The sequence below is a fragment of the [Empedobacter] haloabium genome (assembly GCA_008011715.2).
GTDB lineage: Bacteria > Pseudomonadota > Gammaproteobacteria > Burkholderiales > Burkholderiaceae_D > Rugamonas > Rugamonas haloabia.
The window spans coordinates 2,809,247-2,824,505 of the sequence record CP136508.1; the positions used below are offsets into that span (position 1 = coordinate 2,809,247).

General features: G+C 69.5%; 11 protein-coding genes. 2 read left to right on the forward strand and 9 right to left on the reverse strand.

Going from position 1 to position 15,259, the window contains the following annotated elements; translation table 11 throughout:
• Positions 1-25 precede the first annotated feature (25 nt).
• The 3 genes from E7V67_012365 to E7V67_012375 form a co-directional block, all read right to left on the reverse strand.
• Complete coding sequence (locus E7V67_012365; GenBank protein ID WUR15861.1) at positions 26-2,278, reverse strand: arginine/lysine/ornithine decarboxylase; 2,253 nt, start codon at positions 2,276-2,278, stop codon at positions 26-28.
• 224 nt (positions 2,279-2,502) lie between these two features.
• On the reverse strand, positions 2,503-3,111 hold the full coding sequence (locus tag E7V67_012370) for a DUF4337 domain-containing protein (GenBank protein ID WUR15862.1): 609 nt from the start codon (positions 3,109-3,111) through the stop codon (positions 2,503-2,505).
• A 14-nt stretch (positions 3,112-3,125) separates the two neighbouring features.
• Positions 3,126-3,623: a dihydrofolate reductase gene (locus tag E7V67_012375; GenBank protein WUR15863.1), complete on the reverse strand. Its 498-nt coding sequence runs from the start codon at positions 3,621-3,623 to the stop codon at positions 3,126-3,128.
• 194 nt (positions 3,624-3,817) lie between these two features.
• Here E7V67_012375 and E7V67_012380 point away from each other — a divergent pair, with 194 nt between their 5' ends.
• A complete protein-coding gene (locus E7V67_012380; protein ID WUR15864.1) occupies positions 3,818-5,329 on the forward strand; it encodes a M48 family metallopeptidase in 1,512 nt (503 codons plus the stop codon).
• A gap of 29 nt (positions 5,330-5,358) precedes the next feature.
• Entirely contained in the window at positions 5,359-6,009 is a 651-nt protein-coding gene (locus E7V67_012385) for a DJ-1/PfpI family protein (protein ID WUR15865.1), read from the forward strand.
• 154 nt (positions 6,010-6,163) lie between these two features.
• On the opposite strand, the gene E7V67_012390 is transcribed toward E7V67_012385, so the two are convergent.
• From E7V67_012390 to E7V67_012415, 6 genes are read right to left on the reverse strand one after another with little or no spacing between them, the layout of a single operon-like run.
• Positions 6,164-7,135 (reverse strand): thymidylate synthase, encoded by a 972-nt coding sequence (locus E7V67_012390; protein ID WUR15866.1) that lies wholly within the window; start codon positions 7,133-7,135, stop codon positions 6,164-6,166.
• 59 nt (positions 7,136-7,194) lie between these two features.
• Positions 7,195-8,574, reverse strand: a complete 1,380-nt coding sequence (locus tag E7V67_012395; protein WUR15867.1) for a DEAD/DEAH box helicase — start codon at positions 8,572-8,574, stop codon at positions 7,195-7,197.
• Positions 8,571-9,674 (reverse strand): beta-eliminating lyase-related protein, encoded by a 1,104-nt coding sequence (locus tag E7V67_012400; protein WUR15868.1) that lies wholly within the window; start codon positions 9,672-9,674, stop codon positions 8,571-8,573. The genes E7V67_012395 and E7V67_012400 overlap by 4 nt, the downstream gene beginning before the upstream one ends.
• Entirely contained in the window at positions 9,671-11,563 is a 1,893-nt protein-coding gene (locus E7V67_012405) for an ABC transporter transmembrane domain-containing protein (GenBank protein WUR15869.1), read from the reverse strand. The genes E7V67_012400 and E7V67_012405 overlap by 4 nt, the downstream gene beginning before the upstream one ends.
• A 47-nt stretch (positions 11,564-11,610) precedes the next feature.
• Positions 11,611-12,684: a carotenoid 1,2-hydratase gene (locus E7V67_012410; GenBank protein ID WUR15870.1), complete on the reverse strand. Its 1,074-nt coding sequence runs from the start codon at positions 12,682-12,684 to the stop codon at positions 11,611-11,613.
• Positions 12,684-15,242 (reverse strand): FtsX-like permease family protein, encoded by a 2,559-nt coding sequence (locus E7V67_012415; protein ID WUR16267.1) that lies wholly within the window; start codon positions 15,240-15,242, stop codon positions 12,684-12,686. Before E7V67_012415 ends, E7V67_012410 begins: the two co-directional genes overlap by 1 nt.
• Between the last annotated feature and the right edge of the window lie 17 nt (positions 15,243-15,259).

Below are 15,259 nucleotides of genomic sequence, written 5' to 3' on the forward strand. Positions count from 1 at the left end.
TCCGTCCTATGCTGGAAGCACGGGCTTACTGCTTGACGCAGTCGACGAAATAATCGCGCTTGCCATTGACCTCGCGCTTGACCAGGCCGTGCACGTCCGTCTCGAAGCCGGGGAAGCGCTCGTTGAAGTCGCGCGCGAAGCGCAGGTAGTCGACGATCGTCTTGTTGAAGCGCTCGCCCGGGATCAGCAGGGGAATGCCCGGCGGATATGGCGTCAGGAGGATCGACGTGATGCGGCCTTCCAGGTCGTCGATCGCCACGCGCTCGATCTCGCGGTGCGCCATCTTGGCGAACGCGTCGGACGGCTTCATGGCCGGGATCATGTCGGACAGGTACATCTCCGTCGTCAGGCGCGCCACGTCGTAGGCCTTGTAGAAGTCGTGGATCTGCTGGCACAGGTCGCGCAGGCCCATCTTCTCGTAGCGCGGATTGGCGGCGGAGAATTCCGGCAGGATGCGCCACAGCGGGGCGTTCTTGTCGTAGTCGTCCTTGAACTGCTGCAGCGCGGTCAACAGCGTGTTCCAGCGGCCCTTGGTGATGCCGATCGTGAACATGATGAAGAACGAGTACAGGCCGCACTTCTCGACGATGACGCCGTGTTCGGCCAGGTACTTCGTGACGATCGACGCCGGGATGCCGGAGTCGGCGAACTGGCCCTCCAGCGACAGGCCCGGGTTGACGATGGTCGCCTTGATCGGGTCCAGCATGTTGAAGCCCGGTGCCAGCTTGCCGAAGCCGTGCCAGTCGTCCTCGGCGCGGATGATCCAGTCCTCGCGCGTGCCGATGCCTTCCTCGGCGAAAGTGTCCGGACCCCAGACCTTGAACCACCAGTCCTGGCCCCATTCCTCGTCGATCTTCTTCATCGCGCGGCGGAAGTCGAGCGCTTCCAGGATCGATTCCTCGACCAGCGCGGTGCCGCCCGGCGCTTCCATCATCGCCGCGGCCACGTCGCACGAGGCGATGATCGAGTACTGCGGCGAGGTGGAGGTGTGCATCAGGTAGGCTTCGTTGAACGCATCCTTGTCCAGCTTGACGGACTCCGACTCGCGCACCAGCACCTGCGAGGCCTGCGACAGGCCGGCCAGCAGCTTGTGGGTGGACTGCGTCGAGAAGATCATCGACTCCTTGGCGCGCGGGCGGTCCTTGCCGATCGCGTGCATGTCCTTGTAGAAGTCGTGGAAGGTGGCGTGCGGCAGCCAGGCTTCGTCGAAGTGCAGGGTGTCGATCTTCCCGTCCAGCATTTCGCGCAGCGTCTCGACGTTGTACACCACGCCGTCGTAGGTGGACTGCGTGATGGTCAGGATGCGCGGCTTCTTGTTGGCGGCGTCGCGTGCGAACGGGTTGTTCTCGATCTTCTTCTGGATCGATTCCATCGTGAACTCTTCCAGCGGGATCGGTCCGATGATGCCCAGGTGGTTCCGGGTCGGCATCAGGAACACGGGAATCGCGCCGCACATGATGATCGAATGCAGGATCGACTTATGGCAGTTGCGGTCCACCACGACGATGTCGCCCGGCGCCACCGTCGAATGCCACACCATCTTGTTCGAGGTGGACGTGCCGTTGGTGACGAAGTAGCAGTGGTCGGCGTTGTAGATGCGCGCCGCGTTGCGCTCGGAGGCGGCCACCGGGCCGGTGTGGTCCAGCAGCTGGCCCAGTTCCTCCACGGCGTTGCAGACGTCGGCGCGCAGCATGTTCTCGCCAAAGAACTGGTGGAACATCTGGCCGATCGGCGACTTCAGGAACGCCACGCCGCCCGAGTGGCCCGGGCAGTGCCAGGAGTACGAGCCGTCGTTCGCGTAGTGCACCAGGGCGCGGAAGAACGGCGGCGACAGGCCGTCCAGGTAGGACTTGGCTTCGCGGATGATGTGGCGCGCGACGAATTCCGGCGTGTCCTCGAACATGTGGATGAAGCCATGCAGCTCGCGCAGGATGTCGTTCGGGATATGGCGCGAGGTGCGCGTTTCGCCGTACAGGTAGATCGGGATGTCCGCGTTCTTGTAGCGGATCTCCTCGACGAAGGCGCGCAGGGACTTCAGCGCATGGTCGGTTTCCTCGATCGAGCCGCCGCCGAATTCCTCGTCGTCGATGGAGAGGACAAATGCGGAGGCGCGCGACTGCTGCTGCGCGAACTGCGCCAGGTCGCCATAGCTGGTCACGCCCAGCACTTCCATGCCTTCCTTCTCCATGGCCGCGGCCAGGGCGCGAATGCCCAGGCCGGACGTGTTCTCGGAACGGAAGTCCTCGTCGATAATGACGATGGGGAAACGAAATTTCATGATGTCTCCAAAAAGAAGAACCGCCCCGGGTCATTCGATGACCGGAGCGGGCTGGGCGCGCTGCACGCGTGGGCCTGGGCCTGGCGGGCGGCGGGATGCCAATACGGGGCGCGGTCCGCGCCCGAAAAAAAGAACCGGGATTCTCGCAGAAATCGCGCCGCCGTGGTGAAAAAATTCCAAGGAATTTTCGAGGCTGGCCGGCGCGCTTTCATGGCGTGCGAAGCTTAGTGCGCTGCCGCGCCGAACAGGGCGCCCAGCGGGTCGACGTGCAGCCAGGCGAACGCGCCCAGCGCGATGCCGGCGGCGGCCACCGCGTAGGTGGACAGCAGCAGCCAGCGGCGGTTGGTCAGCAAGGTGATGGCGGCCAGCGCGATGGCGATCTGTTCGGCGGTCGTCGCCAGTGCCCACTGGTGGTGCTGGTGCAGCACGGTGTCGGACTTCCTGTCCCACTCGTGCGACTTCGCTTCCCAGCTTTCCGCCTCTTTCTTGATCTCTTCCTTTTCCGACTTGTAGCGGGCCACGTCGGCACGGTATTTTTCCGGATCGACGTTCGGCAGCGTCATCGCCAGCTCGGCCAGATTCTGCTTGTTCGACTTGGCCTGGTAGTAGTTCCAGCGGTTGGCCGCTTCCGTCTTGGCGATGGCCGCGTTGTTCTTGAACATGGCCGCGTCGTTCTGGGTGGCGCCGCCCTGGTAACCGAACAGCGCGCCGATCGTCGCCAGGATGGCGGTGGTGACGGCGATCTTGCCGGAGAATTTGTCGTGGCCGTGGCCGGCGGCATGTTCGACCGCGTGGTCGTGCGGGCCGTGGACGTGGAAGCCGTGTCCTGACATCTGTCGAGTATTCCTTAAGCTGGATGACGTTGGTAGGTGACGATCGCGTAAGGCAAGCCACTGGCGGCATGATACGCCTGCCGTTCGCTTTCCTGCCACACGGCCGGATCGATCGGGGGGAAGAAGGTATCGCAGTCGAACGCCTGGTCGATGTGCGTGACGATCAGCCGGTCGGCCACGGCCAGCGCCTCGGCGAAGACCTGGGCGCCGCCGATGATGAAGGCGGGGGCCTCATTATTAACCTGCGCGACCAGCGCCACCGCGTCGGCCAGCGAGCCGACGGCTTCGACGCCGTCGTGGCGCCACTCGGGATTGCGCGTGACGACGATGCTGCGCCGGTTCGGCAGCGGCCGGCCGATCGACTCGAAGGTCTTGCGGCCCATGATGATCGGGTGGCCCGTCGTCAGGCGCTTGAAGTGCGCCAGGTCTTCCGGCAGGTGCCAGGGCAGCTGGTTGTGGATGCCGATGCCGCCGTTGCGGTCGACGGCGACGATGATGGCGAGTTGCGTCATGAGGTCGTATCTGGAGGGTTCGTTGCGGCCCGTATTATAGGATGCCGCCGGCGCGCCTGGCGGGCACGTGGCCAATTCGTGGCCAATTCCTCAAATATTTCCTCTAATAAAGTGCTGGCGTGAGTATTGGAGAGATTTGCCGGGCCACGTTTCCTTTATCTTAACGACTTTTTACGGCGGTTAAGGGAGAACGGGTGGACCAGCAGCGCTATCTGGCACTGATCGAGCGTCTGGAGCGCGAGTCGCGCGCGCGTCCGCGGCGCTTCCACGCCCGCGTCCTGCTCGTCAGCATGGGACTGTATGGCGCGGAGCTGGCGCTGCTGCTGGCGGCGTGGCTGGTCTGCCATGCGCTGCTGCGGCACTTGCCCGCCATCGATGCCACGCTGGCGGCCGCCGTGCTGGGCGCGCTGGTCGCGCTGCTGCTGAAGTGGCTGCTGTGGCCGCGCCTGCCGGTGCCGCAGGGGCGGGCGCTGACGCGGGCGGAGGCGCCGGCGTTGTTCGATGCCCTCGACCGCATGCGCGAGCGCATGGCGGCGCCGCCGGTCCACCACGTGCTGCTGGACGCGCGCTACAACGTGGCGGTGCTGCAGCAGCCGCGCTGGGGCGGCCTGTGGGGGCGCCGTACCAATTACCTGATGGTGGGCCTGCCTTACCTGCTGGCCGTGTCGACCAGCGAGCTGTTCGCCGCCCTGGCGCACGAGCTGGGGCATCTCGGCGGCGGCCGTGCGCCCCTGCATGCCTGGGTGTATCGCCAGCGCCGCGTCGTCGGCGCACTGCACGAGCAGGCGCAGGAGCGCAGCGGCGCGCTGGCACGGCTCGCGGCACCGCTGCTGGACCGCACGCTGGCCTACTACAATGCGGTCACGTTCGTGCTGGCGCGCCAGCACGAGTACGAGGCGGACCGCGCCGCCACGGCTGTGGTGGGCGCCACCGTCAACGCGCGCGCGCTCGTGCGCGACACGCTGCAGATGCGCTGGCTGCACGAGACGTTCTGGCCGACCTTGCTGCGCCACGCCGACCGGGGCGTGCGCCCGCCCTTCATGCCGTACACGGCAATGCGCACGGCTTTGCGCGCCGGTCACGCGCAGTGGGCCCGGCCGGAACGCCTGGAAGCCGCACTGGCGCAGCGCTCCGGGCGGCACGACACCCATCCCTGTCTGCACGAGCGGCTGATCGCCATCGGCGTGCCGGCGGCGCTGCCGCCGCCGCTGGAGCGCAGCGCGGCCGACGTGCTGCTGGGCTCCGACACCACGCGCCGCCTGGTCGCCGAATTCGACGCGCTGTGGTGGCGCCGCGAAGGGCGTAACTGGGAGCAGCGCTACCACCAGGCCAGCGCGGCGCGCCAGCGCATGCAGGCGCTGGCGGCGCAGGACATCGCCACGCTGGCGCCGGCCCAGCTGGAGGAGCTGGCGCTGCTGACGACGGAATTCGACACCGCCCAGGCCGCGCGCCCGCTGCTGGCCCGCGTGCTGGCCCAGCCCGGCCAGCATCCGCAGGCCGCGTTCCACTATGGCCGCCTGCTGCTCGATGCGGACGACGCCCAGGGCCTGCGCTACCTGCAGGTGGCCGCGGCCAGCGAGCGCGCGCTGGCGTCCGGCGCGGCCATGCAGGGCCACCAGTTCCTGCTGCGCACGCAGGACGAGCGCGCCGCGCAGCGCTGGCTGGAGCTGGTGCAGCCGCCGCTGGCCGGCGCGGCGTTATACTGATTCGCACCCACAGCGCACAAGGAGGCAGCATGAAAGTCTATCTGGTCGTGGTCGAGACGCTGGCCGACTGGGAAATCGGCTACCTGACGGCGGAGCTGCACAGCCGCCGTTTCTTCGCCAATCCGCTGGCGCCGTTCGAGCAAGTTCTGGTCGGGCTGACGGCAGCGCCGGTGCGCAGCATGGGTGGCATGGCCTTGACGCCCGATCTGGCCCTGGACGAGGTGCGCATGGAGCAGGGCGACCTGCTGCTGTTGCCCGGTTCGGACATCTGGGACCAGCCGCAGGCCAAGGCCGCGCTGGCGTTCGCGCGTGCCCGGCTGGACGAGGGCCATAACGTGGCGGCGATCTGCGGCGCGACCAATGGCCTGGCGCAGGTCGGCGCGTTGAACGAGCACGCACACACCAGCAACGACCTGGATTTCCTGAAGCAGACTTGCCCGGACTACCAGGGCGCGGAACGGTACCGGCACGAGCCGGCGGTGCGCGACCGCAACCTGATCACGGCCACCGGCCTGGCGCCGCTGGAGTTCTCGTACGAGGTGTTCAAGCTGCTGGACGTGCTGCGGCCGGCCACGCTGGAGGCCTGGTACCAGCTGCACAAGACGCGCGAGGCGAAGTGGTTTTACGCGCTGATGGAGTCGATGCAGGCCGGGGGCCAGGGGTCTGTCCCCGGTAAGTGACGGCTGCTGCCTTACTAGTTGGCAGGGTTAGGGGACTGACCCCGGTTTTTGTCGCACCGCCCGAGTTCCCGGTACCTGGCGGCCGCGGATCAAAACCGGGGTCAGTCCCCGGTGGGGACAGACCCCAACCCACCGTGCCGCGGGTGTGCTTTTTTTACACCGCCATCGGCGCCGTGATCGCGGCATGGTGCTGGTAACCCTCCAGGCTGAAGTCGGACGGCTCGATTTTTTCCAGCCATTCCGGCTCGTAACGCCCGGTCTCGGCAAACGCCGGCACGCGCTCGGAGATCACGAGGCGCGGCAGCGGATACGGTTCGCGCGTGAGCTGCTCGCGCACCATGTCCAGGTGGTTCTCGTAGATGTGCGCATCGCCGACGAAATAGCTGAACCAGCGCGGCGTGTAGCCCGTCAGCCGGCCCACCAGCGCCAGCAGCGCGGCGGCTTCGGCGATGTTGAACGGCGTGCCCAGGCCGATGTCGTTGCTGCGCACGTACAGGCACAGCGAGATTTCCCTGGTCGTCGCGTTCGGGATGAACTGGTACAGCAGGTGGCAGGCCGGCAGCGCCACCTCGTCCAGCACGGCCGGGTTCCAGCCGTGGAACAGGATGCGGCGGCTGCCTGGGTTGTGGACGATGGTGTCCAGGCACTCGCGCAGCTGGTCCACCGCCTTGTACAGCAGCAGCTTGTCGACGCCATGTTCCTGCAGCGGCGCGACGACGGTAAAGCCGTTGGCGCGGGCGGCATCGATCCGCGCCGTGGCGGCCGCATCGAGCACCTTGTAGGCCGGCCATTCGCGCCACTGCACGCCGTACACGGGACCGAGGTCGTCGGTGCCGGCGCGGAACGGATTGTCCAGCCACTGGCGGTTCTCGTTGGCGTTCTGGTCCCATACCTTGCAGCCCAGCGCGCGAAAGTCGGCGGCGCTGCGCGAGGCGCGCAGGAAGGCGCACAGCTCGCCCACGACGGACTTGAACGCCAGCTTCTTCGTCGTCACCGCCGGGAAGCCCTTGGCCAGGTCGAAGCGCATCATGGCGCCCGGCACCGACAGGGTGCGGATGCCCGTGCGGTTGTCCTGCCAGCTGCCTTCGGCCAGGACGGTTTCGATCAGTTGCTGGTACTGCTGCATGCGGTTCTCCGTAAAGCGTGCGCGCGGCGCAAAGCCCGCGATTCTAGCATGCCCGGTTGCTAACGTTTTGGCCGGCCCTTGAGCGCCGCCTTGGCGCCCCGTGGCGCGGCCACCACCGTACGGCCCTGGGGAACAGCGACAGGGCGCGGCTTGCGGGGCGCTTTCGGCGGCGCCATCGGCGCCTGTTCGAAACCGCCCGCGGGGCGGGGGGCCGTGGCGGCCGGATTCGGCGCGGCCGGTCGCGCGGACTTGGCGGAGCGGGGCGCGGGCGCGGGCCTGGCCGGCGTGCCGGTCGACGGCACCCGGTGGTTGGCCTCGAAGCCCGGCTCCTCGACGCGCGGCAGCACCTGCCTGATCAGCGTCTCGATGGAGCGCAGCAGCTCCACTTCGTCCGCCGCCACCAGCGAGATCGCTTCACCCTCGGCACCGGCACGGCCCGTGCGCCCGATGCGGTGCACATAATCCTCGGCCACTGTGGGCAGGTCCAGGTTGACGACCACCGGCAGGGCCTGGATGTCCAGGCCGCGCGCCGCCACGTCGGTGGCCACCAGCAACTGCACCTGGCGCGCCTTGAAGCGGTTCAGCGCCTGCAGCCGGGCCGGTTGCGGCCGGTCGCCGTGGATCGCCTCGGCACTGAAACCTTCGTCCTGCAGCAGGGCGACCAGCTGGTCCACGCCCTTTTTCGTCTTGGCGAAGATCAGCGCCTGGCCCCAGCCCTGCTGGCGCGCCAGGTGCACCAGCAGTTCCGGCTTGGCCTTCTTGTCGGTCGTGTAGACCAGTTGGCGCACCGTCTTCGCCGCCGCGTTGGCGGGACTGGCCTGGACCGATACCGGATCCTGCAGCAGTTGCTGCGCCATGGCGCGGATCGTGTCCGAGAAGGTGGCAGAGAAGAGCAAGGTCTGGCGCTGCGCGGGCAGGGCGGCGAACACCGCGTCCAGGTCCGCCGCAAAGCCCAGGTCCAGCATGCGGTCGGCCTCGTCCAGCACCAGGGTTTCCAGCTGGGCGAACGTCAGCGCGCCCTGGCGCAGCAGGTCGAGCAGGCGACCGGGCGTGGCCACCAGCACGTCCAGGCCCTTGCGCAGCTTGTTCACCTGCGGCTCGAGCGGCACGCCGCCGTAGGCCACGAAGCTGCGCAGCGGCAGCGCGGCGCCGTAGCGGCGGAAGCTGTCGTAGACCTGCTCGGCCAGCTCGCGGGTCGGCACCAGCACCAGGCAGCGCACGCCGTGCGGGCCGACGGCGCCGGCCAGGGTCAGGCGCTGCAGCAGCGGCAGCGCGAAGCCGGCCGTCTTGCCGGTGCCGGTCTGCGCGGCCGCCATCAGGTCGCGGCCCGCCAGCACGGCGGGGATGGCCTGCTTCTGCACGGGGGTGGGGTCGTCGTAGCCCAGTGCCGCCAGGGTGCGCAGCAGCGGATCGATCAGTTGCAGCGATGCGAAGCTCATTGCGCGGCCTCCAGGGCGCGGTGCCATGCCGCCAGCGCGGCATGCACCGCGTCGTCCGGCAGCGCCAGCAGGTGCTCGCCAACGTACCATTCGGTATAGGAGGTGCGCGGCATTGCCGCGTGATGCACCTGGTTGTGCAGCCAGACCCCATGCTCCCGGGCGATGCGGTTGCGGATCGCCAGCGCCGTCTCGCGCGCCACAGGCAGGTGCAGATGGAGCAGGTTGGCCTGCGGCTGGTCCGGATTGGGCCGCAGCAGCGGGTAGCGGCGCAGCGCGTCGAACAGCCATTGGGTGCGGCGGAAGTACGCCGGCATCGCGGCCAGGCGCGCGTCCAGCTGCATCGCCGCCGCGACCACGTAAGGCGTACGGTGGATCACGTTGCCACCCTGGCGGCGATACCACTCGCGCGCCTGCTCGACGAAGGCGTGGCGGCCGGCCAGCACCGCGCCGCCCAGGCCGCCGATACCCTTGTACAGCGAGACGTAGACGGAGTCGCAGCCGGCGGCCAGCTCCGCCGGCGCCTTGCCATAGCCGGCTGCCGCTTCCCACAGCCGGGCGCCATCGACGTGCAGGTGCACGCCGGTGCTGGCGCAGTGGTCCTTGATCGCGGTCAGCTCGGGCCACGAGGGCGCCTGGCCGCCGATCTCGCGCGCCGGCAGTTCCAGCGCCACGGCGCCCAGCGGGTCCGCGATCGCCTGCAGCTCTTCCAGGGTGAACGGACGGTGCGGGCTGCCGATCGGCAGGGCCGTGAAATGGCCGAACAGCTGGTGGTTGGCCCGCTCGTGCTTCAGGATGTGCGCGGTCGGGTGCAGCGCGACCAGCTGGCTGCCGCGCGCCGCGCAGGCCAGGCGCAGCGCGGTGGCCTGCGCCATCGTGCCGGTAATGCAGAACACGGCGGCCTCCATGCCCAGCAGGGCGGCGACCTTGCGCTCCAGCGCCTGGATCAGCTCGCCCTCGCCATACACGTCGTGCTCGATGCCGTGCTGCTCGCACCACGCCGCCATCGCCGCGAAGGTCTGCGCGGGCGTCGGCTGGCGGTGGCCGGGCAGCACCGTGTGGCAGGCCCGCCTCAGCGCGCTTTCGTCGATGGCGCCGTTCATTGCACGGCCTCCGCGGCGACCGCTGTCACGTGCACGCTGTGGAACTGCAGCGCGGCCAGGTTGGCGTAGACGCCACCCAGCGCCACCAGCGACTGGTGCGTGCCCATCTCGACAATGCGGCCGTCTTCCATCACGACGATGCGGTCGGCGCGCTGCACGGTGGCCAGGCGGTGCGCGATGACGACGGTGGTGCGGCCCGCCATCGCGGCCTCCAGCGCCGACTGCACCAGGCGCTCCGATTCGGCGTCCAGCGCGCTGGTGGCTTCGTCCAGCAGCAGCAACGGTGGATTCTTCAGCAGCGCACGCGCGATGGCGATGCGCTGGCGCTGCCCGCCCGAGAGGCGCACGCCGCGCTCGCCCAGGAAGGACTGGTAGCCGTGCGGCAGGCGCTCGATGAAGTCGTGCGCGGCGGCCAGCCTGGCGGCGCGGATCACCTCCTCGTCGCTGGCATCGGCGCGGCCATAGCGGATGTTTTCCATCGCGTTGGCGGAGAAGATCACGGTATCCTGCGGCACGATGCCGACGGCGTCGCGCAGCGTGTGCAGGTCGAGCTGGCGGATATCGACGCCATCCAGCCGGATCGTGCCCTGCTGCGGGTCGTAGAAGCGCAGGAACAGCTGGAACAGCGTGGTCTTGCCGGCGCCGGACGGCCCCACCACCGCGACCGTCTCGCCAGGCCGGATGTCCAGGTCGACCTGGGCCAGCGCCGGGCTGTCCGGTCGCGAAGGGTAGTGGAACGTGACGTCGGCCAGGCTCAGGGCCGCGCCATTGGCCGCGCGCGGCGGCAGCGCGACCGGATGGCTCGGTGCCTGGATTTCGGAGCGTACCGCCAGCAGTTCCAGCAGGCGTTCGGTCGCGCCGGCGGCGCGCTGGGCTTCGCCCATCACTTCCGACAGGGCGCCGATGGCACCCGCGACGATCGAGGCGTACAGGATGAACTGACCGAGGTCGCCGCCCGACATCGAGCCTTCCAGCACGGCGTGCGCGCCCAGCCACAGCACGAACACGATGGTGCCGAACACCAGCACGATGGCCAGCATCGTCAGCAACGCGCGGGCGCGGATGCGTTGCATGGCGGTGACGAACGCGCTCTCCACGGTGCTGCCGAAGCGGGCCGTCTCGATATGCTCGTGGGTGAATGCCTGCACGGTCGGCATCGCGTTCAGGATCTCGCCTGCCACCGCCGAGGCGTCGGCGATGCGATCCTGCGAATCGCGCGACAGCTTGCGCACGCGCCGGCCGAACATCACGATCGGCAGCACCGTCAGCACCAATAGGCCGATGATGATGGATGACAGTTTCGGGCTGGTCACGAACAGCATCACCAGGCCACCGGCGAACAGCAGCAGGTTGCGCAGCGCCACCGAGATGCTGGTGCCGACGACAGCCTGGATCAGCGTGGTGTCGGTGGTCAGGCGCGACAGCACCTCGCCCGTCTGCGTGGTCTCGAAGAAGGCCGGACTCTGGCGCACCACGTGGCGGTAGACGGCGGCGCGGATGTCCGCGGTGACGCGCTCGCCCAGCCAGGACACGGTGTAGAAGCGCGCGGCAGTGGCCAGCGCCAGCACGGTGGCGACGCCGAACAGCGCCAGGAACACGGTATTGACATGTTCCACGTTGTCGATCCCCGCCTTGCCGCCGAAGCCCAGGTCGATCATCTGCTTGAAGGCGTAGGGGATGGCCAGCGTGGCGCCCGCCGCCACCGTCAGCGCGATCCCGGCCAGCACGAACTGCAGGCGGTAGGGCGCCAGGAACGGGGCGAGCCCGCGCAGCGCGGCCAGGCTGCCTTTCTGCTGCTCGCGTCGGGTGGCTGTCGGGGTGTGCTGCGCGTTGCTGGCTGTGCTGCTGGTGCTGCCGCTTGTGCTGCCGCTTGTGGTGCCGTTACTCATTGTGATCGCTGCCTTGCCGGCAGTATGTTGATTGCATGGTTGTTCTTCTACAGCTTCATCGGCGCCACGTACCCCGTCAGCTCCAGGTAGGCGCGGCCCACGGCGCGGCCATCGCGGCTGACCGTCACGGCGCCTTCCCAATAGACGGCGCCGGTCGAGCGGCGCGAGTCCAGTTCCTGGTCGTCCTGCAGCGGCGCGATGTCCCAGCTGGTCTTGCCCGTGACAAGGCGTTGCGCCACCGGATAGTCGGCGTTGGTGCGCGGTGAACGCCAGCGCCGCTGCGGCGTGAAGCTGACGTCCGCGGGGCCGTAATGCGCGATTTTACCGCTGCGGTCGCGCCATGTCGCGTGACCCCACAGTTTAGCACCTCCCCGCCCGCGCACCTGGAAGGCCATCAGGGCGCCGCCGTCGTCCAGGTTGGCGCCCAGCCAGTCCCACCCGACCGCCTCGCCGTCGAGGACCTGGCTGGACCACTCGTGATCGAGCCAGCTGGTCCCCGTGACCTGCTGGCGGCTGCCGTCCGCGCGCGTCACGGTGCCGCTGGTGCGCAGCTGCGGCTTGCTGTAGTAATAGCTGGCCTGCTGCGGCCGCGGGCCCTTGCGCGAATAGCCGCCCACGCCCTGCGCCAGCACCGGCTGGGTGGGCACCAGCGCCAGGGCCAGCGTGAAGCCGGCGCCGCGGATCGCCACGTCGTAGCTGCCGTCGGCCTGGCGCACCATGCGCCAGTCGTCCACCTTGACGTCGGTGTCGCCGGTTTTCGCGTAGGCCAGGCCAAACCCGGCGCGCGCGCTGCGCTGGTCGTGCAGCAGCTTGCCGCGGGCCGGATCGGACAACGCGGCGTGGCCGATGATCAGCTGCCGCGGCGCGAACTGGCTGGGATTGTCGGCCTGCGTGCCGGTGGCGCTGCGAAAGAACGTCACCTGGTAGCCCAGCGACTTGCCGTCGGCGGTCGTCAGCCAGCCGGTCGCGTACCACCATTCCGTCTTGAAGCCGGGATGGGCGCCGTAGTCGCGCGGGAACGCCAGGGTCGCCCCTGGTGCCAGCGGCGTCACGGGCGTGAAGGCGGGCGGCGCCGCCAGCGTGGGGCCGCAGAACAGCAAACAACACAACAGGCGACGCATCACCAGTCCTCCCTGACAGCGCGAATGGGGCCGCCGGACAACGCCTGGCGGCCGGCGACCAGCGCCGTCAGCATCGCCGCCAGCAGCAGCGCGCCCGCCACGGCGGCCAGCAGCGGCCACGGGTAGTGCATTTCCATCGTCCAGTGGAACGACTGCGGATTGACCACGTGGACCAGTACCAGGCTGATGGCCCAGCCCAGCGCGAAACCGGTGGCGATGCCCAGCGCCGTCAGCGCGCCGCCTTCCCAGGCCAGGATGCCCAGCACCTGGCCGCGCGTGACGCCGACGTGGCGCAGCATGCCGAACTCCTTGGCGCGCGCCAGCGTCTGCGCCGAGAACGTCGCGGCCACGCCGAACAGGCCGATGACGATGGCGATGGCCTCCAGGAGGTACGTCACCGCGAAGCTGCGGTCGAAGATCTTCAGCGACAGCGCGCGGATCGCCGTGGGCGCCGTGATGTCCAGCGCGGCGCCGAACGGCAGCCGTTTCAGTGCCGCCTGCGCGTCGCCGACCGTGACGCCCTTGGCCAGCCACAGGGCGGCATCGCTGACGTCGTCATCGCCCGTCAGGCGCCGGTAGTCGGCCCGGACGATCTGCACGGCGCCCGTCGAGCGCGCGTAGTCGCGCCAGATGCCGGCGACAAAAAAAGGTCGGGGCACGCCGCGCAGCGGCAGGTGCAAGGTGGTGCCGGGCTTGATGCCGTACAGGTCGGCCATCGCTTCCGACACCCAGGCCGGCGGCAGTGCATTGCCGGCCGGGCGCACGGCGGCGGCGCCGACCAGCACCACCGTGCGTTCCGGCTGCGCCGGATCGAGGTCGCGCGCCATCAGCACCACGTTGGGTCGCTGCGGCGCCAGCGAGACGGAGCCCAGGCGCATGAACTCGGCGCGCGCGATGCCGGGCGCGCCGCGAATCGCTTCCTGCTCGCGCGGCGTCAGGCCGGCCGTGGCACCGCCGGCCGCGGTGCGCGCATACAGGTCGGCCGGCAGCACCTGCAGGATCCAATTGTCGACCGAGACGCGGAAGCTGGCCACCATGATGCCCATCGCCACCATCAGGCTGAAACTGGACAGCACGCCGCCCAGCGCCACGCCGGCCTGGCCCGAGGCGTTCGCCAGCCGGGCCAGGGTCAGCGCAGGCACGGCCGGCGCCGCGGGACGCGTGCGCGTCGCGGCCTGCCAGCAGCGGTGCAAGGTGCGGAACGCCAGCGCGGCGATGCGCGGCATCAAGGCGATGCCGCCGATCAGCAGCAGGGCGATGGCCAGGTAGCCGAACACGGGCAGCTCGAACACGGGCGGGGCCTGCGTCAGCGCGGCGGCGATGGCGATGCAGGCCAGCGCGGGCCAGGCCGGCGCCAGCCGTGCCAGCGCCACTTCATCCGCGCCCGACTTGAGCGCGACGGCCGGCGTGGCGCGCGCCGCCTCCCAGGCCGGGGCGGCGCAGCCCAGCAGGGCCACGCCCACGCCCAGCGTGAAGTAGACCAGGGCGCCGATGGGTGTGAATTGCACCGTCGGCTGCACGCCGGCGAAGTAGCCGGCGCCCAGGTCGCCGCCGAACAGGCGCAGGGCGGCGGCCGCGATGCCGTAGCCGGCGGCGATGCCGGTCGCGGCGCCGATCAAGCCCAGGGTGAAACCCTCCAGCAGCACCTGGCGCAGCAGCCGGCCCCGTTCCAGGCCCAGCACGCGCAGCAGCGCGAACTGGCTGCGCCGGCGCATCACGGACAGCGCCTGCGTGGAGAACACCAGGAATGCGCCGGTAAACAAGGCGACCAGTGCCAGCACGCTGAGGTTGACGCGGTAGGCGCGCGACAGGTTGCTGTTGCGGCTTTCCTGGTCGGCGTCGTTCGGCTGGCCCACGCGGAAGCGGCCCGGGTACTCGCGCTGCAGGCGCGCCTGCAGCGCGGCCTGGAAGGCGTTGCGGTCGACACCGTGGCGCAGCTTCAGGTCCACCCGCGACAGCTGGCCGAGCCGGCCGAAGCGCCACTGCGCGGCGCCGATGTCCATCACGCCCAGGCGCTGGCCCACGCGTGCGCGCTGCAGCCCACCGACGACGCGCAGCGGCAGCGGCCGGGTGCCGACCTGGAACGCGACGGTGGCGCCGGGCTGTACGCCCAGCCACTGCTGCGCGGCCGGCGACAGGAACAGCGCGTCGCCCGCCAGCACGTCGGCCGGGTCGGCGCTGGCCGGCGCCCCGATCAGGTCGGGCGTGATGAAGCCGGCGCGGAACACGTCCAGCGCGACGATCTTCAGGGGCGCGCTGCCGCCGGGCAGCGAAGCGGCGAATTCCAGCACCGGCGAGGCCACGGCCACCTCGGGCAACTGCGCCAGCAGCGGATAGACCGCTTCGTCGAAAGTGGGCTCGGTGCCGGCGACCTGCACGTCGGCCTGGCCGGACAGGCTCTTGACGGCGGACGAGAACTCGTTGAAGGCGGCGGCGTTGATCAGGTGGATGGCAAAGCCCAGCGCGACGCCGACGGCGATGGCGGCCACCGCCATCAGCGCGCGCACCGGGTGGGCGCGCCATTCGCCCAGCAGCAGCCAGCGCGCCAGGCGGCGCAGGCCGGCACCGCGCTGGC

Bases quoted from the DNA above. Each gene is read 5' to 3' on its own strand.
- E7V67_012365 (WUR15861.1), bottom strand. From the start codon at position 2,278: ATGAAATTTCGTTTCCCCATCGTCATTATCGACGAGGACTTCCGTTCC.
- E7V67_012370 (WUR15862.1), bottom strand. From the start codon at position 3,111: ATGTCAGGACACGGCTTCCACGTCCACGGCCCGCACGACCACGCGGTC.
- E7V67_012375 (WUR15863.1), bottom strand. From the start codon at position 3,623: ATGACGCAACTCGCCATCATCGTCGCCGTCGACCGCAACGGCGGCATC.
- E7V67_012385 (WUR15865.1), top strand. From the start codon at position 5,359: ATGAAAGTCTATCTGGTCGTGGTCGAGACGCTGGCCGACTGGGAAATC.
- E7V67_012390 (WUR15866.1), bottom strand. From the start codon at position 7,135: ATGCAGCAGTACCAGCAACTGATCGAAACCGTCCTGGCCGAAGGCAGC.
- E7V67_012395 (WUR15867.1), bottom strand. From the start codon at position 8,574: ATGAGCTTCGCATCGCTGCAACTGATCGATCCGCTGCTGCGCACCCTG.
- E7V67_012400 (WUR15868.1), bottom strand. From the start codon at position 9,674: ATGAACGGCGCCATCGACGAAAGCGCGCTGAGGCGGGCCTGCCACACG.
- E7V67_012405 (WUR15869.1), bottom strand. From the start codon at position 11,563: ATGAGTAACGGCACCACAAGCGGCAGCACAAGCGGCAGCACCAGCAGC.
- E7V67_012410 (WUR15870.1), bottom strand. From the start codon at position 12,684: ATGCGTCGCCTGTTGTGTTGTTTGCTGTTCTGCGGCCCCACGCTGGCG.